Origin of the sequence: Citricoccus nitrophenolicus, assembly GCF_047305825.1 — a bacterium.
Classification (GTDB): Bacteria; Actinomycetota; Actinomycetes; order Actinomycetales; family Micrococcaceae; genus Citricoccus; species Citricoccus nitrophenolicus.
In genome coordinates, this window is sequence record NZ_CP063070.1 from 2,703,353 (window position 1) to 2,725,194 (window position 21,842).

General features: G+C 69.1%; 19 protein-coding genes and 1 pseudogene. 13 read left to right on the forward strand and 7 right to left on the reverse strand.

Annotation, left to right across the window (positions count from 1 at the left end; all coding sequences use genetic code 11):
* Nucleotides 1–118: 118 nt before the first annotated feature.
* From IMT31_RS12315 to IMT31_RS12330, 4 genes are read left to right on the forward strand one after another with little or no spacing between them, the layout of a single operon-like run.
* Nucleotides 119–1,390: an extracellular solute-binding protein gene (locus IMT31_RS12315; protein WP_345359509.1), complete on the forward strand. Its 1,272-nt coding sequence runs from the start codon at nucleotides 119–121 to the stop codon at nucleotides 1,388–1,390.
* Nucleotides 1,387–2,370 carry a sugar ABC transporter permease gene (locus IMT31_RS12320; protein ID WP_345359512.1) on the forward strand — a complete coding sequence of 328 codons (984 nt, stop codon included), beginning with the start codon at nucleotides 1,387–1,389 and terminating at the stop codon, nucleotides 2,368–2,370. The genes IMT31_RS12315 and IMT31_RS12320 overlap by 4 nt, the downstream gene beginning before the upstream one ends.
* The gene (locus tag IMT31_RS12325) at nucleotides 2,367–3,260 is read left to right on the forward strand and encodes a carbohydrate ABC transporter permease (RefSeq protein WP_345359515.1); all 894 of its coding nucleotides are present in this window, start codon (nucleotides 2,367–2,369) and stop codon (nucleotides 3,258–3,260) included. The genes IMT31_RS12320 and IMT31_RS12325 overlap by 4 nt, the downstream gene beginning before the upstream one ends.
* Nucleotides 3,261–3,316: 56 nt before the next feature.
* A complete protein-coding gene (locus IMT31_RS12330; RefSeq protein ID WP_413542969.1) occupies nucleotides 3,317–4,609 on the forward strand; it encodes an ABC transporter ATP-binding protein in 1,293 nt (430 codons plus the stop codon).
* 40 nt (nucleotides 4,610–4,649) lie between these two features.
* On the opposite strand, the gene IMT31_RS12335 is transcribed toward IMT31_RS12330, so the two are convergent.
* Both IMT31_RS12335 and purU read right to left on the reverse strand, forming a co-directional pair.
* Nucleotides 4,650–5,168: a gamma carbonic anhydrase family protein gene (locus IMT31_RS12335; protein ID WP_345359521.1), complete on the reverse strand. Its 519-nt coding sequence runs from the start codon at nucleotides 5,166–5,168 to the stop codon at nucleotides 4,650–4,652.
* Nucleotides 5,169–5,214: 46 nt separating this feature from the next.
* Nucleotides 5,215–6,063 (reverse strand): formyltetrahydrofolate deformylase, encoded by an 849-nt coding sequence (gene purU, locus IMT31_RS12340; protein WP_413544417.1) that lies wholly within the window; start codon nucleotides 6,061–6,063, stop codon nucleotides 5,215–5,217.
* A 291-nt stretch (nucleotides 6,064–6,354) separates the two neighbouring features.
* Here purU and IMT31_RS12345 point away from each other — a divergent pair, with 291 nt between their 5' ends.
* Nucleotides 6,355–7,362, forward strand: coding sequence for a hypothetical protein (locus IMT31_RS12345; protein WP_413542970.1), 1,008 nt, complete (start codon nucleotides 6,355–6,357; stop codon nucleotides 7,360–7,362).
* A gap of 115 nt (nucleotides 7,363–7,477) precedes the next feature.
* Here the strand turns inward: IMT31_RS12345 and IMT31_RS12350 are convergent, their stop codons facing one another.
* Genes IMT31_RS12350 through IMT31_RS12360 form a run of 3 tightly spaced genes read right to left on the reverse strand, consistent with a single transcriptional unit; the run spans nucleotide 7,478 to nucleotide 10,832 of the window.
* Nucleotides 7,478–8,980, reverse strand: coding sequence for a catalase (locus IMT31_RS12350; protein ID WP_345359530.1), 1,503 nt, complete (start codon nucleotides 8,978–8,980; stop codon nucleotides 7,478–7,480).
* 51 nt (nucleotides 8,981–9,031) lie between these two features.
* Nucleotides 9,032–9,556: a Fur family transcriptional regulator gene (locus IMT31_RS12355; protein WP_413542971.1), complete on the reverse strand. Its 525-nt coding sequence runs from the start codon at nucleotides 9,554–9,556 to the stop codon at nucleotides 9,032–9,034.
* Between the two features lie 28 nt (nucleotides 9,557–9,584).
* Nucleotides 9,585–10,832, reverse strand: a complete 1,248-nt coding sequence (locus tag IMT31_RS12360) for an NAD(P)-binding domain-containing protein (RefSeq protein ID WP_413544418.1) — start codon at nucleotides 10,830–10,832, stop codon at nucleotides 9,585–9,587.
* A gap of 302 nt (nucleotides 10,833–11,134) precedes the next feature.
* On the opposite strand from IMT31_RS12360, the gene glyA reads away from it, so the two are divergent.
* The 5 genes and pseudogenes from glyA (at nucleotide 11,135) to IMT31_RS12385 (ending at nucleotide 16,228) form a co-directional block, all read left to right on the forward strand.
* Complete coding sequence (gene glyA, locus IMT31_RS12365; RefSeq protein WP_413542972.1) at nucleotides 11,135–12,448, forward strand: serine hydroxymethyltransferase; 1,314 nt, start codon at nucleotides 11,135–11,137, stop codon at nucleotides 12,446–12,448.
* Nucleotides 12,449–12,520: 72 nt separating this feature from the next.
* Nucleotides 12,521–13,408: a bifunctional methylenetetrahydrofolate dehydrogenase/methenyltetrahydrofolate cyclohydrolase gene (locus IMT31_RS12370; protein ID WP_413542973.1), complete on the forward strand. Its 888-nt coding sequence runs from the start codon at nucleotides 12,521–12,523 to the stop codon at nucleotides 13,406–13,408.
* Nucleotides 13,409–13,458: 50 nt separating this feature from the next.
* Nucleotides 13,459–14,424, forward strand: a complete 966-nt coding sequence (locus IMT31_RS12375) for an ABC transporter ATP-binding protein (RefSeq protein WP_345359543.1) — start codon at nucleotides 13,459–13,461, stop codon at nucleotides 14,422–14,424.
* Between the two features lie 163 nt (nucleotides 14,425–14,587).
* Nucleotides 14,588–15,175: pseudogene (locus IMT31_RS12380) on the forward strand (ABC transporter permease); the annotation flags it as partial.
* Between the two features lie 246 nt (nucleotides 15,176–15,421).
* Nucleotides 15,422–16,228 (forward strand): ABC transporter permease, encoded by an 807-nt coding sequence (locus IMT31_RS12385; protein ID WP_345359638.1) that lies wholly within the window; start codon nucleotides 15,422–15,424, stop codon nucleotides 16,226–16,228.
* A gap of 95 nt (nucleotides 16,229–16,323) precedes the next feature.
* On the opposite strand, the gene IMT31_RS12390 is transcribed toward IMT31_RS12385, so the two are convergent.
* Both IMT31_RS12390 and IMT31_RS12395 read right to left on the reverse strand, forming a co-directional pair.
* Complete coding sequence (locus tag IMT31_RS12390; protein WP_413542974.1) at nucleotides 16,324–17,820, reverse strand: MFS transporter; 1,497 nt, start codon at nucleotides 17,818–17,820, stop codon at nucleotides 16,324–16,326.
* Entirely contained in the window at nucleotides 17,817–19,037 is a 1,221-nt protein-coding gene (locus IMT31_RS12395) for an MFS transporter (RefSeq protein ID WP_413542975.1), read from the reverse strand. The genes IMT31_RS12390 and IMT31_RS12395 overlap by 4 nt, the downstream gene beginning before the upstream one ends.
* 76 nt (nucleotides 19,038–19,113) lie before the next feature.
* Between IMT31_RS12395 and IMT31_RS12400 the strand changes: the two genes are divergently transcribed.
* The 3 genes from IMT31_RS12400 to trpS all read left to right on the forward strand — a co-directional run bounded on the left by IMT31_RS12400 (nucleotide 19,114) and on the right by trpS (nucleotide 21,835).
* Nucleotides 19,114–19,770, forward strand: a complete 657-nt coding sequence (locus tag IMT31_RS12400; protein WP_413542976.1) for a hypothetical protein — start codon at nucleotides 19,114–19,116, stop codon at nucleotides 19,768–19,770.
* Between the two features lie 93 nt (nucleotides 19,771–19,863).
* A complete protein-coding gene (locus IMT31_RS12405) occupies nucleotides 19,864–20,712 on the forward strand; it encodes an exodeoxyribonuclease III (protein WP_413544419.1) in 849 nt (282 codons plus the stop codon).
* A 10-nt stretch (nucleotides 20,713–20,722) separates the two neighbouring features.
* Complete coding sequence (gene trpS / locus IMT31_RS12410) at nucleotides 20,723–21,835, forward strand: tryptophan--tRNA ligase (RefSeq protein ID WP_378109466.1); 1,113 nt, start codon at nucleotides 20,723–20,725, stop codon at nucleotides 21,833–21,835.
* Nucleotides 21,836–21,842 lie beyond the last annotated feature (7 nt).

Genomic DNA, 21,842 nt, shown 5'->3' on the forward strand with positions numbered 1-21,842 from the left:
TCACGGTTTCCCCGTGGCGGGACCTGTTGGGACACGGACCGGAGGTACGCACCTGATGTCGGATTCCCCAGCCAGTACTGTGCCGAGGGCGGCCATCACTCCTCGGCCGTCTCGCCGGATGGCCGGCGCCGCGGTGGTGGCCGCAGCCGCCCTCGTGCTCGCCGGATGCGGTCCCGCGGAGGACACGCCGGTGCTCACCTGGTACACCAATCCGGACGACGGCGGCCAGGCCACGATCGCACAGCAGTGCACCGAGGCGGCCGGTGGGGCCTACCGGATCGAGACCTCCGTGCTCCCCAATGACGCTGCCTCCCAGCGGGAGCAGCTCACCCGGCGTCTGGCCGCCGGAGACACCTCGATGGACATCATGTCCCTGGACCCGCCCTTCATCCCCGAGCTCGCCGAGCCGGGGTTCCTGGCTCCCGTCCCCGACTCGGTGGCGTCCTCCACCACGCAGGACACCTTGGAGGGGGCCCTGGCAGGGGCCACCTGGAAGGAGAATCTGGTCACGGTCCCGTTCTGGGCCAACACCCAGCTGCTCTGGTATCGCAAGTCCGTGGCCGAGGAGGCCGGGCTGGACATGGACGAGCCCGTCACGTGGGACCAGCTGATCGAGGTGGCCCGGGATCAGGACAAGGACCTCGGCGTCCAGGGTGCCCGCGCGGAGGCCATGACCGTCTGGCTCAACGCCCTGGTGGAGTCCGGTGGCGGGCACATCCTGGAGAATCCGGAGGCCGCCGCCGCTCAGGTGCAGACCGGACTCGATTCGGAGGCCGGGACCAAGGCGGCCGAGATCGTCTCCACCATCGGCCGGGAGGGGCTCGGTGGTCCCGGACTGGCCACGCAGCAGGAGAACGAGGCCATGCTGCTCTTCCAGGGGGATGCCGGATCCTTCATGGTCAACTGGCCGTTCATCTGGCCGGCCACCAACGCCTCCGTGGAGGACGGCTCCCTGCCGGAGGACCTGCCCGAGGACATCGGCTGGACGCTGTACCCGCGGGTCTACGAGGACCAGGAGCAGGCGCCGCCGCTCGGTGGCATCAACCTGGGGGTCGGAGCGCAGTCGGAGCACCCGGAGCTGGCCTGGGAGGCCATCGAGTGCATCGTCTCCCCGGAGCACCAGACCCAGTACTTCGTGACGAACGGCAACCCGCCCTCCAGCGCCAGCGCGTTCGAGGACCCTGAGGTCGAGGAGCTGTTCCCGATGGCACCTGCCATTCGTGAATCACTCGAGCTGGCGGCGCCGAGGCCTCAGACGCCCTACTACAACGAGGTCTCCACGGCGATCCAGCAGCGCTTCACCCCACCGGGCGCCGTCGACCCGGAGACCACACCGGCCGAGAGCGGCCAGTTCATCATGGAAGTCCTGCGAGGGGAGTCCCTGCTGTGAGCACCACCGTCCCAACGGCGTCCGGGCCACCACCGGAATCCACCCGCGGCCGCCGCAAGGCAACAGGCCGGGCACCACGGTCCGAGCGGGCGCGTGCCGAGGCCCGGCTCGGGTGGTGGCTGGCGGGCCCCGCCTTCGTGATCATGGTGGCCGTCATCTTCTACCCGGTGGCGCAGGCCGTCTGGGACTCGCTGTTCAGCTACCGGCTCACGGCGCCGGCAGACCGGGAGTTCATCGGCCTGCAGAACTACGGGACCATCCTCACGGACGGGGTGTTCTGGAGTGCCCTCGGCGTGACGGCCCTGATCACCGTGGTCACCGTGTTCGTGGAGCTCATCCTGGGCTTCCTGCTGGCGCTCGTGATGCACAAGGCCATCAAGTCCACGCGCGGGCTGGTGCGCACCGTGATCCTGGTGCCCTACGGGATCATCACCGTGGTCTCGGCCTACGCCTGGTACTACATGTTCTCGATCGACTCCGGCTACGTGAACAACTGGCTCAGCTGGGTGCCCGGGTTCAATGACGAGATGAACTGGTTCGCGCAGGGCGGGACCTCGCTGGTGGTCATCATGTTCTCCGAGATCTGGAAGACCACCCCCTTCATCTCCCTGCTGCTGCTCGCCGGCCTGGCACAGGTCCCGGAGGACCTCTCCGAGGCCGCTGCCGTGGACGGCGCCAACTGGTGGCAGCGGATGGGCAGGGTGGTGTTGCCGAACATGAAGGCCGCCATCATGGTGGCCGTCCTGTTCCGGGCCCTGGATGCCTTCCGGGTGTTCGACTCGATCTTCATCATGACCAACGGCGCCTACGGCACCGAGGTGCTGTCCCTGTTGGCCTACCGGACCTCCATCGGACGGCTGGAGATCGGCCTCGGCTCGGCCATCTCCGTGGTGCTGTTCCTGTGCGTGGCCCTGATCGCCTTCGTGGCGGTCAAGGTGTTCAACGTGGACCTGGCCGGATCCAAGGGAGGACGCAAATGAGCACGGACACCGCCCTGACGGCGGAGGAGGCCGAGGGCCAGCGGACGGCTCGCCGGGCCCGGCGGAACACGTCCATCGGCTGGTGGGTGATCACCGTCGTCGTGGCCGTGTGGTGCCTGTTCCCGGTCGCCTCCATTCTGGCGACCAGCTTCAAGACCCCCGGTGATCTGTCCGGCGGGAGCTTCCTGCCGAGCACCTGGTCCACCATCAACTACGAGGAGATCCTCGTGGGGGACTCGCGGGAGCTGTTCCTGACGGCCCTGTGGAACTCCATCGGCATCTCGGTCATCGCCACCGCGATCGCCGTGGTGCTGGCCACCCTCTGTGCCTACGCGATCGCCCGGCTGGACTTCCCCGGCAAGCGGCTCGTGCTCACGGTCTCCCTGATGGTGTCCATGTTCCCCGTGATCTCCCTGGTCACCCCGCTGTTCAACATGTGGCGGACCCTGGGGCTGTATGACACCTGGCCCGGCCTGATCATCCCGTACCTGTCCCTGACGCTGCCGATCTCCATCTGGACGCTGACGGCGTTCTTCAAGCAGATTCCCTGGGAGCTGGAGCAGGCCGCGCAGGTGGATGGCGCCACGCCGCTACAGGCGTTCCGCAAGGCGATCGTCCCCCTGGCCCTGCCCGGGGTCTTCACCACGGCGATCATCGCCTTCTTCATCGCCTGGAACGATTTCGTCTACGGGATCTCGCTGACCTCCACCGAGGCGGCCCGTCCGGTACCGGCCGCCCTGGCGTTCTTCTCCGGTGCCTCCCAGTTCGAATCGCCCACCGGGGCCATCTCGGCTGCGGCCATCATCGTCACCATTCCGGTGGTGCTGCTGGTCATGGCCTTCCAGAAACAGATCGTGGCCGGGCTGACCTCAGGCGCCGTCAAGGGGTAGGCCTGATCAGCACCGACACCAACCATCCATGAAGGCACGAAGGAAAGGGAGCACCGATGGCCTCCATCACCCTGAACAACATCGTCAAGAAGTACGACGACGGCTTCCCGGCCGTGAACAATGTGTCCCTGGACATCGCCGACGGTGAGTTCGTCATCCTGGTGGGCCCATCCGGCTGCGGCAAGTCCACCCTGTTGCGGATGATCGTGGGGCTGGAGGACATCACCTCGGGGGAGCTGCAGATCGACGGGCACCGGATGAACGAGGCGGCCCCCAGGGACCGCAACCTGGCCATGGTGTTCCAGAACTATGCCCTGTACCCGCACCTGACGGTGTATGAGAACATCGCCTTCCCGCTGCGGTTGGCCAAGGACAAGAACGGGGACGGTTCCGGTGGCGTGGGCCAGGGGAGTGTGGACGAGAGGGTGCAGAAGGCCGCGGCCCTGCTCGAGCTGACCGAACACCTCGATCGCAAGCCCGCCAACCTCTCCGGCGGCCAGCGCCAGCGGGTGGCGATGGGCCGGGCGATCGTGCGCGAGGCGGACGCCTTCCTGTTCGACGAGCCGTTGTCCAACCTGGACGCCAAGCTCAGGGGGCAGATGAGATCCGAGATCTCCCAGTTGCAGCGCCGGCTCGGGGTGACCAGCGTGTACGTGACGCACGATCAGACCGAGGCCATGACCCTGGGGGACCGGGTGGCCGTGTTGAAGAAGGGCATCCTCCAGCAGGTGGCCAGCCCGCGGGAACTCTACGAGCAGCCCGTCAATCTGTTCGTGGCCGGCTTCATCGGCTCCCCGTCCATGAACTTCCTGCCGGCCACGCTCAAGGACTCCGGCAGTGCAGGCAGTGGCGGCGCCGTGTTGTCCTCGCCGATCGGGGACATCCCCATCTCCGCTGAGAAGGCTGCCGTGGCGCAGGGCCGGGAACTGGTGATGATCGGTCTGCGGCCCGAGTACTTCGAGGACGCTGCCCTCGTGGACGAGGCGAAGAGGTCCAAGGGCTCGGTGTTCACGGCGGAGCTGTCCCACCTGGAGTGGCTGGGACACGAGCAGTACGGCTACATCGAGTTCGAGCCGGATGAGAAGGTCCGCCGCCTGCTCTCCGACCTCGCCGCGGAGATGGACGCGGATGAACTCCGTCCACAGGTGGTGACCACCCTGTCTGCGGAGTCCCGCGTGCGGCCCGGGCAGGCCACGGAGTTGTGGGTGGACTCCTCACGGGTGCACCTGTTCGATCCGGAGTCGGGGGAGAACCTCACCCGGGATGCCGAGGCCGGCGCCGAGCTGACGCGGATGGCGGTGGAGGAACGCGAGCGGGAGATCGAGCTGGCCGCGGCCAAGGGCGCCTGACGCCGGCCCCGGGAGAAGGGGACGACGGCGACCGGTGGCCTCAGGCGGTCGCGTCGCGGTGGGCGGCGGCGAGCCGGACGTAGGTGGCCGAGTTCTTCGCGAGGGAGGCGACCTCCTCCTCCGTGAGCTCGCGGCGGACCTTGGCGGGGACCCCGGCCACGAGGGAGCGCGGTGGGACCACGGTGCCCTCCAGGACCAGCGCTCCGGCGGCCACGAGGGACTGGGCGCCGATCACTGCGCCGTTCATGACGGTGGCGGACATCCCGATCAGGCAGCCGTCCTCCACGGTGGCTCCGTGGACCACTGCCGCGTGCCCCACGGAGATGTCCTGACCGAGGGTGCAGGGGAAGCCTGCATCCGCGTGCAACACCACATTGTCCTGCAGGTTGGTGCGGTCCCCCACGCGGATCGGGGCCGAGTCCCCGCGGACGGAGACCCCGTAGAAGGCCGAGGACTGCTCGCCGAGGGCCACATCCCCCGAAAGCGTTGCCGTGGGGGCCAGGAAGGCGGACTCGGAGGCTGACGGCGTGGCGCCGGAAATCGTGATCAGGTGTGCCATGGGCACAGCCTACGGGTCCAGCCCACGTGGCACCCCCGGACGTGGCTCAGTCGAAGACGACGGTGCGCTTCCCGTCCAGCAGTACCCGGTGCTCCGCGTGCCACTTCACCGCGCGGGACAAGGTGGAGCCCTCGACCTCACGGCCGCGGACCACGAACTCACGGGCGGTCTGGGCGTGGGTGACGCGCTGGACGGACTGTTCGATGATCGGCCCCTCGTCCAGATCAGCGGTGACGTAGTGGGCTGTCGCACCGATCAGCTTGACCCCGCGCTCGTGGGCCTGATGGTAGGGCTTGGCGCCCTTGAAGGAGGGCAGGAAGGAGTGGTGGATGTTGATGGCCCGGCCCTCGAGGCGGCGGCACAGGTCATCCGAGAGGATCTGCATGTAACGGGCGAGCACCACCAGCTCGATGCCGTACTCCTTGACCAGGTCGAGCAGCCTGGCCTCGGCCTGGGCCTTGGAGGACTCGCTGTCGGCGCCCCGGGCCACCGGGATGTGCACGAAGGGGATGCCGTAGAAGAACGCCATCGGCTGCAGTTCCAGGTGGTTGGAGACGATCACGGGGATCTCCACGGCAAGGGTGCCGGCGCGCTGCTGGAAGAGCAGGTCGTTCAGGGTGCGGCCGTCCTTGGAGCACATCACGAGGGTGCGCGTCTTGCGGGTGGCCTCCCAGAGGCCGAGGTCCATGGAGAACTCCTCCTTCACCGGGGCCAGGGCGGCCTCCACGGTGTCCAAGGATTCCGGGGTGCTGAACTCCACGCGCATGAAGAAGGTGCCGGTGTCCGGGGAGTCGAATTGCTTGGACTCGGTGATGTCACCCTGCACGGACAGCAGTGCACCGGAGACGGCGTGGACGATTCCCCGGCCGTTCTGGCACGAGAGGGTCAGCACCATGGGGTTGCCCTTGGACGAGGGCTGCGGTGCTGACGCGGCGGGGGTGGCATCGGGTGCGGTGGCGGGAGTGCTTGAGCTCATGCGGAAAGCATACCTATCTCCATAGTGATTCGCATCACCCGGCGGTGGACGGCTTCCGGGGTGACAGCGGGATGACCCTCGGCCCCCAGCCTGTCATATGGCAGGGTGGGCGGAACCAGCAGGTCGGTGCCGCGTCTTGTGGCCCTCAGGGCCGTGGGCCTGGCCCGGCCGGCCGGCTGACGCAATGTCACTGAGAGCAAAGGACACGCGATGAATGACCAGCAGATTCTGTGGTTGGTAATCGGGATAGTGGTGATTCTGATCCTGATCGGGGTCGCGATCACACTGGGAGCTCGGCGACGCTCGAGAAAGCGGGAGGAGGACCGCAGGGCGGCCGAGCGGTTGCGCGAGAACGCTGTCCAGCAGGAGGGGCGCACGCGAACCGAGGAGGAGCGTGCGGCCAGGGCGCGCCAGGAGGCCGAGGTGGCAGAGGCTGAGGCGCAGCAGCGGCGTGCGGACGCCGAGGAACGCGAACGATTGGCCGCGACCTCCCGGGAGGACGTCGATTCGCAGCTCCGCGCCGCGGACCGGCTCGACCCGGACGTTCCGGCGGACCGTTCCGGCCGGCGTCGAGACGGGGCGGCACCCGTCCAGGAGGGCCACCCCGTCGAAGCGGAGCGGCCGGTCCACACCGAGCAGCCGGCTCATGCCGAGCGGCCGGTCCATACCGAGCGAGCCGTCCACACCGAGCAGCCGGCGGAACACCGTGGCCAGTCCGTGCCGCAGGCCACAGAGCGCCAGGAGGACGCGGTTCGTGAAGATCTGCGCCGTGAGGAGCCGGTGCGTGAGGAGCCGGTGCGTCAGGAGCCGGTAGCGCAGCAGGGCGAGTCGGTGCAGACCTCGCCCGTGCCCGAGGGGTCCGGCGGAAAGCACGCTGCTCCGACCCCCGCGGCGGAGCCTGCTCCGAGCGAGGGGCGCACGCCGGTCTCAGAGCCCCTGCGCGAAGAACGGCGGGCGCCTGAGGATCAGGCGGTGCCGGGTGAGCCGGCCCAAGCAGTGGGCCGCGCCGACTCCGGACGCGGGGGTGAACCGCTGGGTGGCACACCGGAGACTACGGCGGATCGAGACGTCCCGGCAGATCGGAACCTGCCGGCGGATCGAGACCTGCCGGCCGATCGGGACATCCCCGCCGATCAGAACCCCGGGGCAGAGCACGCGAACCCGGAACGAGGGGGCCGACAGCCCAGTCTGCTCCGGCGACTGCGGGGCCGGGGTTGATGCGCCGCGGCTGACCTTCCGCGACTGAGGGCCCCGAGCTGGAGCCCCTAGACGGACCAGGGCCCGTTCCCCGCATCAGCGGGGGACGGGCCCTGGTCCTGTACCTGGGTCAGGCTTAGCGGTCGCGGTCGACGCCCATGCCGGGGGTTTCGGCACCGTCGGCGTTGGCCTTGACGGCGTCCTCGATGCGCTGGCCGATCGTGGCATCCACGTTCTTCCAGTACTGGAACGCGTTGGAGAGCACCGGCTCCTGCACGCCGTCCAGTGCGCCGGAGACGGTCTCCACGAACTGGTCGCGCTGGGCGTCGTTGAACACCTCACGCACCAGGATGCCCGGCTGCACGAAGTCACCGTCGTCCTCGCGCAGGGTGTAGGCCTCGCGGGTCAGGGCGCCGTCGGCCTCCCAGCCGTTGTCCACCGGGCCGGTCTCGTCAGACCAGGAGTCACCGAAGGAGTTCGGGGCGTACACGGTCCGGGCACCGGTGTGCTCGTACCACATGTTGCCCTCGAAGTTGTAGGTGTGCACCGGGTTGATCGGCTTGTTGACCGGAAGCTGCTGGAAGTTGGTGCCGATGCGGTAGCGCTGGGCATCCGCGTAGGCGAAGTTGCGGCCCAACAGCATCTTGTCCGGGGAGTTGCCGGTGCCCGGGACCATGTTGGCCGGGGAGAAGGCGGACTGCTCGATCTCGGCGAAGAAGTTCTCCGGGTTGCGGTTCAAGGTCATGGTGCCGACCTTGTGCCGCGGGTAGTCCTTCTTGGACCAGACCTTGGTCAGATCGAAGGGGTTGAACCGGTAGGTCTTGGCCTCCTCATAGGGCATGACCTGGAAGTACAGGTCCCACTTCGGGAAGTTGCCCTCCGCGATCGCGTCCCGCAGCTCGCGGCGGTGGAACTCGGCATCCGCACCGGCCAGCCGCTCGGCCTCGGCGTTGGAGAGGTTCTCCACGCCCTGCTGGGATTCGAAGGCCCACTTGACCCAGAAGCGCTCGCCAGCGGCGTTCACGAGGGAGTAGGTGTGGGAGGAGTAGCCGTTCATGGTGCGCCAGGACTTCGGCAGGCCGCGCTCGCCCATGAGGTAGGTGACCTGGTGGGCGGACTCCGGGTTCTGCGTCCAGAAGTCCCACTGCATGGTGCCGTCCCGCAGGCCGGAGTCCGGCATGCGCTTCTGGGAGCGGATGAAGTGCGGGAACTTCATGGGATCGCGGACGAAGAAGACCGGCGTGTTGTTGCCGACCATGTCGAAGTTGCCCTCTTCGGTGTAGAACTTCAGGGCGAAGCCGCGCACGTCCCGCCAGGTGTCCGGGGAGCCCAGCTCGCCGGCCACGGTGGAGAAGCGGGCCAGCATGTCGGTCTTCTTGCCGGGCTGCAGGAAGTCGGCCTTGGTCCACTTCGAGATGTCCTCGGTGATCTCCAGGGTGCCGTAGGCGCCGGCGCCCTTGGCGTGCGGACGGCGCTCGGGGACGTTCATCCGGTTGAAGTGCGCCAGGGTCTCCACCAGGTGGTGGTCATGCAGGACGATGGGTCCGTCGGCGCCAACGGTCAGCGAGTTGCGGTCGCTGACGGCGGGGATGCCGGCCTGGGTGGTGGAACCGGTGCTGTGCGGGGTGGTTTCCGTCATCACGTTCTCCTTCAGGGGTGGGGTTGTGTCGGTCTGGTGGTGGGATACCGGTCAGCCCTGACGGGCTTCCCGGGGGTCTGGGGTGGGGGCCTCGGCGGAGGATCGTGCGGCGCAGTCGGCACACAGGCCCTGATAGACGACGTCGGCCACCTGAATGGTCATTCCGTGCGTCTCGGAGGGGTGGAGACAGGGGGCGTGGCCCACGGCGCAGGCCACGTCCTCGATCCGGCCGCAGTCCATGCAGACGGCGTGATGGTGGTTGTCCGCCACGCGGGTCTCATAGCGGGCGGGGGAGTTGGCCAGGTCCAGCTGGCGCAACAGCCCGGCTCCCGTGAGGGAGTGCAGCACCGTGTAGATGGACTGCACCGTGATCCCCGGAAGGGATTGGCGGACGTGGTCCAGGACCTCGTCCGCCGTGCCGTGCGGTGTCTGATGCAGGGCATCCAGGACGGCCAGCCGCTGTTTGGTGACCCGCAACCCCGCCTTCCGCATGCGGGCCGCCCAGGCCAGGGGGGCGGCACCGGTGGAGTCGGCGCCTTCCTGGTCCGGGGTCCCGGCGGGAGTGGTCTGGGTCATGGCCCCAGTATGTCATATTCTGAGTTACTCATAAATGCCCGCTTTGGGGCGGGTGCGATGCCGCGGCTGCCTGGACAGCGGCCCGCCGGCCGGCTCGAGTGGCACCGATGGTGGAGGCGGAGGCACCGTAGCCCACCAGGAAGAGCCCCGGCCGCTTGACCACGGACACCCCGTCCGGAAGCATCATCACGCCTCCGCCGCGCTCACGGACGTGCAGCGGGGACAGGTGGTCCATGGAGGCCCGGAATCCCGTGGCCCACAGGATGGTGTCCACCTCGGTCTCCCAGGTGGTCAGCGGATCCTCTGTGGAGACCGCCGTGCAGGCCCGCCCCGTCAGTGCCGGCACCCGGTCCAGGCCGCCGGCCGCAGCACCCCCGGGTGCCAGCAGCGCGTCCGCGACGTGGCCCTGGGAGGGGACCGCGCCGCCGTCGGGCCCGGGGCCGTCCAGGACCGCGCCGGTGGGGGTGATGCGGCGCAGCGGACCACGGCTGATGAGCACTCCGGAGGTCAGCCCGGCCAGGTACTGCTCAGTGACGGGCAGGCCGGTGGCCGCCACCACTGAGAGGGGCGGCAGGCCCATGGTGGTGCGGGCAGAGACAGAGGCCTCCACGTCCACGCCCCACGAGGAGTCGAAGAATCGGTCCGCCCAGTCCGGCGCGCGGCGGGTGGTCCACACGGTCCGGGCGCCGGCCTGATCCAGCTGGAGCAGGAACTGCAGGGCCGAGGTGCCGCCCCCGACCACCAGGACCCGTTGGCCCGCGAAGTCGGCGGCTGATGAGTAGCCGCGGGTGTGCAGCTGCCGGCCGTTGAACTCGGCGATGCCCGGGTAGTAGGGGATGTACGGGCTGTCCCAGGTGCCGGTGGCATTGATGACGGTGCGGGCCCGCCACGTGCGACCGTCGGCTCCGGTCACGGTGAAGTGACCCGCCTTGCCATCGTTCTCAGTCGGGGCCGTGTGGTGTTCCACGGACTCGACCCGCACCGGCCGGACGATCGGCAGCCCGAGCTCTCGCTCGTAGGATCCGTAGTAGCGGGCGACCACACGACTGGCCGGCTCGGCCGGGTCCGGGGGATCCAGTGGCATTCCGGGGAGATCGTGGATCCCGTGCGCCGCATCGAAGGTCAGCGCGTCCCATCGGTGCCGCCAAGCGCCTCCGGGCCCGTCATTGGCGTCCAGGATCACGAAGTCCTCGTTGGGACGCAGCCGTTTGCGCAGCAACTGGCCGGCCGCGCTCAATCCCGCCTGGCCGGCGCCGATCACCAGGACAGCGAGGATCTCCGCGGCGGGTTCGGCCGGTCCGCGGGCCGCAGGCGCTGGAACGGAGGGGGAGGGATCGTTCGGGTCAGGATCGGGGGAGGTCACCACACGTGAAGCGTATCCGTAGCACGGGGGGATCGACCCCTCGACGCCGCGCTACGATGGGGCGCAGGCCGCGACTGGCGAAGGTGGACCACCACCGGGAAGCGGCGAACACGGATCGGCTGCCCCACGGGCGCCCGGCCCCGTGCAGGCCTCCGGACCGCCCGCCTGGGTCCGGCGGCGGCCAACGAACGTGACTACGCCAGCAGGAGCCTTCCGTGACAGAGCCCAACGCATCGCCCAACGCGGCATTCGCCGAGCGCACCTCCCTCAACACCCAGCCGCTGTCCGCCGTGGACCCGGAGATCGCCGAGGTCCTGGGTCTTGAACTGGGCCGTCAGCGGGACACCCTGGAGATGATCGCCTCGGAGAACTTCGTTCCCCGCGCCATCCTGCAGACCCAGGGGTCGGTCCTGACCAACAAGTACGCGGAGGGCTATCCCGGACGCCGGTACTACGGCGGTTGCGAGCATGTGGACGTGGCCGAGGACCTGGCCATCGAGCGGGCCAAGAGCCTGTTCGGCGCTGAGCACGCCAACGTGCAGCCGCATGCCGGCGCGCAGGCGAACGTGGCCCTGATGACCGCCCTGATGCAGCCGGGCGAGACCCTGATGGGCCTCTCCCTGGCGCACGGGGGCCACCTGACGCACGGGATGAAGCTGAACTTCTCCGGCAAGACCTACAACATCGCCGCCTACGAGGTGGACCCGGACACCTACCGGATCGACATGGACAAGGTCCGCGAGAAGGCCCTGGCGGAGAAGCCGGCCGTGATCGTGGCCGGATGGTCCGCCTACCCCCGTCAACTCGACTTCGAGGCGTTCCGCTCCATCGCGGACGAGGTCGGTGCCAAGCTGTGGGTGGACATGGCCCACTTCGCCGGGCTCGTGGCCGCCGGGCTGCACCCCAACCCGGTGCCGCACTCGGACGTGGTGACGTCCACGGCACACAAGACGCTGGCCGGCCCGCGTTCGGGCTTCATCCTCTCCAAGGAGGAGTACAGGAAGAAGATCGACTCCGCGGTCTTCCCGGGGCAGCAGGGCGGTCCGCTCATGCACGCGATCGCCGGTAAGGCCGTGGCCTTCAAGATCGCTGCCTCGCAGGAGTTCGCCGCGCGCCAGCGCCGCACCATCGAGGGAGCCCAGATCCTGGCCGAACGGCTGACGTCTGCCGACGTCACCGAACACGGTGTCTCCGTGCTGACCGGCGGCACTGACGTCCACCTGATCCTGGTGGACCTGCGCCACGCCGAGTTGGACGGCCGTCAGGCCGAGGACCTGCTGCACGAGGTGGGCATCACGGTGAACCGCAACTCGGTGCCGTTCGACCCGCGTCCGCCGATGACCACCTCCGGGCTGCGCATCGGCACCCCGGCCCTGGCCACCCGTGGCTTCGGTGCTGAAGAATTCGCCGAGGTGGCGGAGGTCATCGCCCAGACCTTGAAGCCAAGCCCGGATGTGGAGGCGCTCAAGGCCCGGGTGGACCGTCTGGCAGCGGACTTCCCGCTGTACGACGGCTTGGAGACCTGGTGACAGGAGCGACCCCAGTCACTATGGTGATAGGTAATATTTCTGGCCGACCCCGCAAGGAAGCGTGACCCCGCCATGACCGCACAGAAGCTCGACGGCCGCGCCACCGCGACCGCCATCAAGAACGACCTGACCAGCCGCGTGGCGGTCCTCAAGGACCATGGCGTGGTGCCCGGACTGGGCACCGTGCTGGTGGGGGAGGACCCTGGATCCCAGTCCTACGTGGCCGGCAAGCACCGGGACTGCGCCGAGGTGGGGATCAACTCCATCCGCCGGGACCTGCCGGACACCACCACGGAGGAGGAGCTCCTCGAGGTGCTGTCCGAGCTCAACGCCAACGAGGAGTGCACCGGGTACATCGTGCAGCTGCCGCTGCCGAAGCACATCGACCAGGACCGTGTCCTGGAGGCGATCGACCCGGACAAGGACGCGGACGGCCTGCACCCCATGAACCTGGGCCGGCTCGTGGCCTCCGTGGGTGGAGAGTTGAACTCCCCGCTGCCGTGCACCCCCAAGGGCTGCGTGGAGCTGCTCAAGCACTACGGGATCGAGCTGGCCGGCAAGGTCGTGTTGGTGATCGGCCGCGGCGTGACCATCGGCCGGCCCGCCGGGTTGGTGCTGACCCGCCGTGACGTCAACGCCACCGTGGTCCTGGCCCACACCGGGACGAAGGACCTGAAGGCCGAGTTGGCCCGTGCGGACGTCATCATCGCCGCCGCCGGGGTGGCGCACATGGTGGGCCCGGAGGACGTCAAGGACGGCGTGATCGTGCTGGACGTGGGCGTCTCCCGCGTGGAGGGTGAGGACGGCAAGGCGAAGATCACCGGGGACGTGGACCCGGCGGTGGCCGAGAAGGCCTCTTGGATGGCCCCCAACCCCGGTGGTGTGGGCCCCATGACCCGCGTCGAGCTGCTGGCCAACGTGGTCGAGGCCGCCGAGCGGGCCGTCGCAGCGCGGAACTGAGTCCTGACCGGGCCTTCCGTTGATCCGGAAGGCCCGGTAAGCTCCCGCTCGTGCCATCTGAAACACCCGTTGACCATCTCGCGAGCCAGCCGGTCATCGAGGCGCGCGCGCTGACCAAGCGCTACGGGGACGTCGTCGCCGTGGACGGCATCGACTTCGCCGTGCGGCCGGGGGAGGCCTTCGGGCTGCTCGGCCCCAATGGGGCGGGCAAGTCCACCACGATGCGCATGATCGGCGGGGTCTCCCAGCGCACCGGGGGCACGCTGACCATCATGGGCCTGGACCCCGAGCGCCACGGCCCGGAGGTCCGCGCCCACCTCGGAGTGGTTCCGCAGCAGGACAACCTGGACGAGGAACTCACGGTCCGGGACAACCTGATCGTCTACGGCCGGTACTTCGGCCTGCCCTACTCCTACCTCCGGCCCAAGGCCGCAGAGCTGCTCGAGTTCGCCCAGCTCACCGAGAAGGCGGAGGTGCGGGTGGATGACCTCTCCGGGGGGATGAAGCGCCGGCTGGTGATCGCCCGGGGGCTCGTCAACGAGCCGCGGATCCTGCTGTTGGACGAACCCACCACCGGCTTGGACCCGCAGGCCCGGCACATCCTGTGGGACCGGCTGTTCCGCCTCAAGGAGCAGGGCACCACCCTGGTGCTGACCACCCACTACATGGACGAGGCAGAGCAGCTGTGCGACCGGCTGATCGTGGTGGATCACGGCCGGATCATGGCCGAGGGACCCCCGGCTGCCCTGATCCGGGAGCACTCCAGCCGTGAGGTCCTGGAGGTCCGCTTCGGCACGGACCGCAACGCCCGCGTGTCCGCGCAGCTCCAGCGGGAGCTGACCCGAGTGGACCGCATCGAGGCACTGCCTGACCGGGTGCTGGTCTACGCCCATGACGGCGAGGCCGCACTGGAGGCGGTGACGGGTCTGGGCCTGGAACCGATCACCTCGCTGGTGCGCCGGTCCTCGTTGGAGGACGTGTTCCTCACCCTGACCGGGCGGAGCCTCATTGACTGAGTCCCTGCCCGTGCCGCTGAGCCCGGCGGCGTCCGCCAGACGGGTCCGCCGGTTCGGTGCGTGGTACTACGCCGAGCACTACCTGAAGACCATGCGCAATTACGGCGGGGTCATCCTGGTCTCCGCCATCGGGGAGCCGTTGGTCTACCTGCTGGCCATGGGTATGGGGTTGGCGAGCCTGATCGGGGGAGACGCGTCGGCCGCCTCGGGGGCCGGTGCCGGTGGGGTCGGCGGCGTCGGATATCTGACCTTCATCGCCCCCGCGCTGCTGGCGGCCGGCACGCTGATGGCCGCCGCCACGGAGTTCACCTACCCCGTGATGGACGGGTTCAAGTGGCACCGGCTCTACTACGGCCCGCAGGCCAGCCCGATCTCCCCGCATCAGATCGCCGCCGGCCACGTCACCGGGGTGATGCTGCGGTTCCTGGTCCAGTCCCTCCTCTTCTTCCTCATCATGTTGGCCTTCGGGGCGGTCTCGAGTCCCTGGGGCTGGGTGCAGGTGGTCACGGCCTGCCTCGGCGGACTGGCCGTGGGGCTGCCGCTCATGGCCTACGCCGCCACCCTGCGGCGGGACGCGGGGCAGTTCGCCCTGGTGCAGCGATTCGTCATCATGCCGTTGTTCCTGTTCTCCGCCACCTTCTACCCGCTGGACGCCCTGCCGGTCGGCCTGCGGTGGATCGGCTGGATCTCCCCTCAGTGGCACGCCGCCCAGCTCGGCCGGATCGCGTCCTACGGGATGGAGAATCCCGGCTGGCTGACGGCCGTGCACGTGGGGTACCTGCTGGGCCTCGCAGCGCTCGGCTGGGTCCTCGTGCGGCGCATCTACACCCACCGGCTGGGTTGGGTCCCCGGCACGGCGGACCGGGAGGCCGTGGTGGGCCGGGGGCAGAAGGACGGGGCACGACGCCGGCCCGCGGCCGAGGCGGCCACCGCACCCGGTGCCGAGGAAGCCGCAAGCCAGCCGGCCGGCGTCGTCCCCCCATTGCCGCCACCCCCGATGCCGGTGCCCACCGTGCGGACGGGACCGGGGGCCGGGATGTACGCGGGCCGGATCCGGGTGGTGGTGGAGCGGGGGCTGCGAGCCCTGAAGACCTCGAACTGGGCGATCTTCGTGTCCGGGTTCGTGGAGCCGGTGCTCTACCTGCTGAGCCTGGGGATCGGGCTGGGAGCGCTGGTGGGAGACGTGGAAGGGCCGGGGGGACCGGTGAGCTACGGCGAGTACATCGCACCGGCGCTGCTGGCCGTGTCCGCCATGAACGGCGCCATCTACGACTCCACCTGGAACGTGTTCTTCAAGATGAAGATGTCCAAGCTCTACGAGACCATGCTCAACACCTCACTGGGACCGGTGGACATCGCACTCGGGGAGATCTCCCTGGCCCTGATGCGCGGGGGCCTGTACTCGGTGGCGTTCCTGGTGGTGATGTCCGCGCTGGGTCTCGTGACGAGCTGGTGGGCGCTGCTGCTGGTGCCCGCCGCCCTGGTGATCGCCTTCGCGTTCGCCTCCGTGGGGATGGCGGTGACCAGTTACATGACGAAGTTCCAGCAGATGGACTGGATCATGGTGCTGTTGATGCCGATGTTCCTGTTCTCCGCCACGTTCTTCCCGCTGTCCGTGTATCCGGAGCAGGTCCAGTGGGTCATCCAGGCGCTGCCGTTGTGGCACGGGGTGGAGCTGCTGCGTCAGCTGGGGGCCGGGGTCTTCACGGTGTGGACTGGGGTGCACGTGCTGTACTTCGCGGTGATGATCTGCGGCGGACTGGTCTTCACCTCCCATCGGCTCAAGGCGCTGTTCCTGCGCTGACCCTCCCCTGGCAATCCCCCGATCAGGAGAGCGGTAACTGTCGACTCCTTCGGCGATTCTCGACCACAACTGAGGCCGTGATCAGTGGTGCGGGCTCAGTCCTCCAGGGAGAGGGTGCCGTTGCGGTACCGGCGCAGGAAGTCGAGCACGCCGGCCAGCAGGGTGACCGCCAGGAGCCCGATCACCACCAGCAGGGCCGTCTCCGCCGCCTCCCCGTAGGACACGGCCACCGGGGAACCCGGCGCCGGGGCCGTCGAATCACCGGCGTGGCCTCCGCCGGCTCCGGAAGCGGTCAGGGAGGCGTAGAAGGCCCCGGTCACGGCAGCCAGGCCGATGGCTGTCATCACGCGCTGGGCCGTCTGGGAGACGCCGCCGGCGGCCCCGGCAGCATGCAGCGGGACCTCGTGCATGGTGAGCACCTGCGTACTGGTCATCAGCAGGGCCTGGGCCGGGCCGAAGAGGAACAGGCACGCGGCCAGGGTCCAGTAGGGCCAGGCCCCGGAGGCGATCTGGTGGAAGGCGATCATGCTCAGGCCCACCGCTGCGATGCCCAGCAAGGCCCCGAGCAATACGAAGAGCGGGCCCCTGCGGTGTACGTGGTTGCCGATCCACGGGGACAGGACCATCACGGCCATCGCCGTGGGCAGCGAGGTGAGGCCGGCGGCCAGTGCGGACAGCCCCAGGCCCTGCTGGGTGACGAGCGCCTGGACGGCCCACAGCCCGGGCATGGCCCCCAGCAGGAACGCGGTGGCCACGGTGCTGTAGCTGAAGGAGGGGATCCGGAACAGTGCCGGGTCCACCATCGGCGCACGGCCGGTCTGCGGCAGACGGGACCTCATCCCTGCCTCCCACAGCCACCAGAGCACCAACAGGAGCGCCGCGGGCACCAGCAGGAGCCAGGTTCCGGGGAGGATGAAGGGGAGCATCATGCCGATCACGGCCGCGGCCAGCAGGACGGCGCCCACGGGGTCCAGGTCGGCGAGGGAGCGCCGCGATCCAGGACGGCGGACCCGCTGTGGGGGATGGAGCCAGAGTGCTGTCAGCACGGCGCCGAGGATGCCGAACGGCACATTGATCAGGAACGTGGTGCGCCAGCCCCACTCCGGGCCCAGGGCGCCGATGATCACCCCGCCCAGGGTCGGGCCGATCGCCACGCCCAGGCCCACCACGGTGCCGAACAGCCCATACGCCCGGCCGCGGGCCCGGCCCTGGAAGACGTTCTGGATGATGCCGATGATCTGCGGGTTCAGCACCCCGGAACCCAGGCCGGTGAGCACCCGGGACAGGTTGAGCATCAGGGGGTCAACGGCCAGGCCGGAGGCCAGCGAGCCGGCTGTGAACAGCAGGATCCCGGCGATGAAGAGCGGCTTGCGGCCCCAGAGGTCCCCGGCCCGCCCGGCGGCCACCAGAACCACGCCGAAGGAGAGCGCATAGCCGGCCAGCACCCATTGAAGGTCCGCTGAGGTGGCCTGCAGTCCGGTCTCGATGGCCGGCAGTGCCACGTTGACCACGCTGACGCTCATCAGGGACATGAACAGCGGGACGAGCAGGACCACGAGGATCCGGTTGCCGCCGGCCGGCATGCTGCTCATGGGTGTTCCTGACCGTGGAGGTGGCGCCCCTGGATCAGCCAGTACACCGGGAGCAGGGCCAGGGTGAATCCTGCCAGGATCCAGAACATCCCGGTGGCACCCCACCACTGGACGAAGGCTCCGGCGAGCAAGGGGCCGAGTCCCATGCCGATGTCGATCCCCAGGAAATAGGTGGAGGCACCCATCCCCGCCTTGTCCCGCGGTACCCGGGTGACGCAGATGACCTGACCGGCCGAGAGCAGCTGGCCGTAACCGAGTCCCACCAGCACGGCGGCCGCCATCAACATCCAGAGGTGCTCCGCCGCGGCGATGGCGGCGAGGCCGGCGGCGAACAGCACGAAGGCCGGCAGCATGACCACGTTCGCACCCCGGCGGTCCATCAGCCGCCCCGTGAACACGCGGGACACCAGTACCGTGCCGGCGTAGACGGCGAAGAACAGGCTGGCCACGGCCCCGAAGCCACGTTCAGCGGCCAGGGTGGCCAGGAAGGAGACGATGCCGGCGTATCCCAGCGAGTACAGGGCTCCCACGGCGGCCGTGGGGGCCGCCCCCGGCTCCACGAAGCGTGCCCACCCCGGGCGCGGTGCCGCGGACCCGGAGGGGGCGTCCTGGCGGGGGCGGACGTCCATGAACCATGCCGTGACCAGGCCGGCCAGGGACACCGCCGAGGCGATGACGGCCACGGGACCGAAGCCCCCGCCCACGCCGGCCCCGGCCGTGCCGGCCAGGGCCAGTCCGATCATCGGTCCGGACGCCACACCGATGAGCGTGGAGGAGGAGTAGTGGCTGGTGCCCTCGGACAGCCGGGAGGCCGGCAGCCGATTCACGGCGGCCGCGGCGATCACGGAGGAGGACACCCCGAAGGCCAGGCCGTGCACGGCGCGCACGCCCAGCAACATCCACACGGATCCGGAGGCCCAGTAGAGCAGTGGCGCCGCCACGAATGCGGCGAAGCCGACGAGCAGCAGCGGACGGGCCCCGAAGCGTTCGATCAGCGGCCCGGCCAGGAGCCGGGAGATCAGCGTGCCCAGGATGAAGACCGAGGCCACGGAGCCGCCCACCGAGTCGCCGACCGCGAACCGGGCCACGGTGTAGCCCGCCACCGTGGACAGCAGGAAATGCACGTTGAAGAACATCATGATGTTGGCCAGGCAGGCCGTCACGAAGCCTCGGGACCACAACCCCTCGCGTGCGGGCGAGAGCGGGGAGGCAGACATGACCACCAGACTAAGCCAGTGGCGATCAGGAGCACCCACGGACCACGCAGGCCGTCATATGCGGGATAATCAGGTCATGCAGTCAGTGGAGAGTGGAAGCAACCGTCAGGCCGGTCAGCCCGGCACCGGCCCCCGCGGTCTGGGCTGGGCCTCGAAGAGCAGCGGCATCACGTTCGCCGTCATGGTGGTGGTGCTGCTGGTGGCCCTGCTGTTCGCGGCCAACCAGAATGACGTGATCGGCTGGCTCCTCGTGGCCATCTCCGCCGGTTGGCTCGTGCTGGCCATCCTCGTGGTCCTCGGCGTGCGCCGCGGCGCACGGTCCGTGGACCGTCAGATGAAGAACTTCTCCGCCACCATGGCCCCGCGGGTCCAAGGGCAGGACACGACGCCGGCCCCGGCACCCGGTACGTCCGGCTCGCCCAACTCGCCCAATTCTTCCGGCTCGTCCGGCTCGACTGGCTCGGCCGGCTCTGCGGAACCGATGCGGGACACCAAGCTCGACCACTCGTTCAAGATCGTCCAGGTGCAGGCCCGCGTGGTCACCGAGGAGCTGACCAAGGGCTCCGAGGCGGACACGGACATGGTCACCCGCGCCCTGGAGACCATCCAGATCACCTCCTCGAACGCCCGGGACATGCTCAAGGGCCCCGGGGCGGCATCGTCGCCATCCTCACCCCAGTCGAAGCCCGAGCCCGGCTCCGAGGGGCCGATCAGCGGCGAGGTCATCAACTGACCGGCCCGGCTGACGCCTTCGGGCCGCCATCGGGCTAGGCTGGAACGCGTGACTTCTGCAGACACCACACCCCAGCAGCCCGAGGCCCAGCCCGTGGTCCACACGAACGCCAACGCACCCAAGGCGGAGGGCGCCCTGCGCCTGGCGACCGTCAACGTCAACGGCGTCCGTGCCGCCCACCGCAAGGGCATGGGTGCCTGGTTCGCCGGCCGGGGCATCGACATCCTGACGCTGCAGGAGGTGCGGGCTCCGAAGGAGATCGTGGAGGACCTGCTCGAGGACATCACCGGACAGGACTGGCACGTGGTGGAGACGGCGGCCGCGGCCAAGGGCCGGGCCGGCGTCGCGATCGCCACGCGGCTCGAACCGCAGGAGACCCGCGTGGGGCTCGGGGACCCGTACTTCGATGACTCGGGCCGCTGGATCGAGACCGATCTGACAGCCCCGGACGGCAAATCCCTCACCGTGGTCTCCGCCTACGTCCACTCCGGAGTGGTGGACACCCCCAAGCAGGTGGACAAGTACCGGTTCCTGGACGAGATGATCCGGTACCTGCCGGAGCTGCGGGCCACCAGAGACTACGCCGTGGTCACCGGGGACCTCAATGTGGGCCACACGAAGCTGGACATCAAGAACTGGCGGGGCAACACCAAGAAGGCCGGCTTCCTGCCCGAGGAGCGTGCCTACTTCGACCGCTTCTTCGGTGAGGAGATCGGCTACGTGGACGTGCACCGCACTCTGGCGGGGGAGATGGACGGGCCCTACACCTGGTGGTCCCAGCGGGGGCAGGCCTTCGACAACGACACCGGCTGGCGAATCGACTACCAGGCAGCCACCCCGGAGCTGGCCGCCAAGGCCACCGCCGCGGTGGTGGACCGCGCCCCGAGCTATGACACCCGCTTCTCCGACCACGCCCCGCTCGTGGTCGACTACCAGTTCTGAGGACGACCCCGTGACTGAGACGACCGAGAACGCCACCGCTTCCGGGGCCCGCCGCACGACCCCCGCAGACGTCCTGGCCCAGGACACCGCGAGGACGGCTCACCTGGCCGGTGCCGGCACCCGTCACCGCGTGCTCTCCGGCATGCAGCCCTCCGCGGACTCGCTGCACCTGGGCAACTACCTCGGCGCGCTGGTGAACTGGGTGCAGGTCCAGGAGGACTTCGACGCCTACTTCTTCATCCCCGACCTGCACGCGATCACCACCCCGCAGGAGCCGGAGTCCGTGCGACTGCGGACGCGGAACACCGCGGCCCAGTACATCGCGGCGGGGATCGATCCCGAGCGCTCCACCCTGTTCGTGCAGTCCCAGGTACCCGAGCACGCGCAGCTGGCCTGGATCCTGATGTGCATGACCGGGATGGGTGAGGCCCAGCGGATGACCCAGTTCAAGGACAAGGCGGCGCGGCAGGGCGCGGAGACGGCCGGCGTCGGGCTCCTGGCCTATCCCATGCTGATGGCCGCGGACATCCTGCTGTACCAGCCGCACGGGGTGCCCGTGGGGGACGACCAGCGCCAGCATGTGGAGCTCACACGTGACCTGGCCCAGCGATTCAACACCCGGCATGGGGAGACGTTCATCGTCCCCTCGGGGTTCTATCCGGAGAACGGAGCCCGGATCTACGATCTGCAGAACCCCACGGCCAAGATGTCCAAGTCGGCCGAATCGCCCAATGGGCTGATCAACATCCTCGACGATCCGAAGGTCATCGCCAAGCGGATCAAGTCGGCCGTGACGGACGACGGCACCGAGGTCCGCTTCGACCGGGAGGCCAAGCCCGGGGTGTCCAACCTGCTGTCCATCTTCGCCGCGTTCACGGAGCGGAGCATCCCGGAACTCGAGGAGGCCTACGTCGGCAAGATGTACGGGCACCTCAAGGTGGACCTGGCGGAGGCAGTCGTCGAGCGGCTGGCCCCGATCCGCACGCGGGCCCTGGAGCTGATGGATGACCCGGCCGAACTGGACCGGCTGCTGGACCACGGTGCGGCGAAGGCCCGCGAGGTGGCTGCGCCGGTGCTGGCCGACGTGTACGCGAAGATGGGCTTTCAGCCACCCAGCCGCTGAGACGTGT

What these genes read in the sequence shown, in the direction of transcription:
- IMT31_RS12315 (WP_345359509.1), top strand. Translation starts at nt 119, where the DNA reads ATGGCCGGCGCCGCGGTGGTGGCCGCAGCCGCCCTCGTGCTCGCCGGA.
- IMT31_RS12325 (WP_345359515.1), top strand. Translation starts at nt 2,367, where the DNA reads ATGAGCACGGACACCGCCCTGACGGCGGAGGAGGCCGAGGGCCAGCGG.
- IMT31_RS12330 (WP_413542969.1), top strand. Translation starts at nt 3,317, where the DNA reads ATGGCCTCCATCACCCTGAACAACATCGTCAAGAAGTACGACGACGGC.
- IMT31_RS12335 (WP_345359521.1), bottom strand. Translation starts at nt 5,168, where the DNA reads ATGGCACACCTGATCACGATTTCCGGCGCCACGCCGTCAGCCTCCGAG.
- purU (WP_413544417.1), bottom strand. Translation starts at nt 6,063, where the DNA reads ATGGTGCTGACCCTCTCGTGCCAGAACGGCCGGGGAATCGTCCACGCC.
- IMT31_RS12345 (WP_413542970.1), top strand. Translation starts at nt 6,355, where the DNA reads ATGAATGACCAGCAGATTCTGTGGTTGGTAATCGGGATAGTGGTGATT.
- IMT31_RS12350 (WP_345359530.1), bottom strand. Translation starts at nt 8,980, where the DNA reads ATGACGGAAACCACCCCGCACAGCACCGGTTCCACCACCCAGGCCGGC.
- IMT31_RS12355 (WP_413542971.1), bottom strand. Translation starts at nt 9,556, where the DNA reads ATGACCCAGACCACTCCCGCCGGGACCCCGGACCAGGAAGGCGCCGAC.
- IMT31_RS12370 (WP_413542973.1), top strand. Translation starts at nt 12,521, where the DNA reads ATGACCGCACAGAAGCTCGACGGCCGCGCCACCGCGACCGCCATCAAG.
- IMT31_RS12385 (WP_345359638.1), top strand. Translation starts at nt 15,422, where the DNA reads ATGCCGGTGCCCACCGTGCGGACGGGACCGGGGGCCGGGATGTACGCG.
- IMT31_RS12390 (WP_413542974.1), bottom strand. Translation starts at nt 17,820, where the DNA reads ATGAGCAGCATGCCGGCCGGCGGCAACCGGATCCTCGTGGTCCTGCTC.
- IMT31_RS12395 (WP_413542975.1), bottom strand. Translation starts at nt 19,037, where the DNA reads ATGTCTGCCTCCCCGCTCTCGCCCGCACGCGAGGGGTTGTGGTCCCGA.
- IMT31_RS12400 (WP_413542976.1), top strand. Translation starts at nt 19,114, where the DNA reads ATGCAGTCAGTGGAGAGTGGAAGCAACCGTCAGGCCGGTCAGCCCGGC.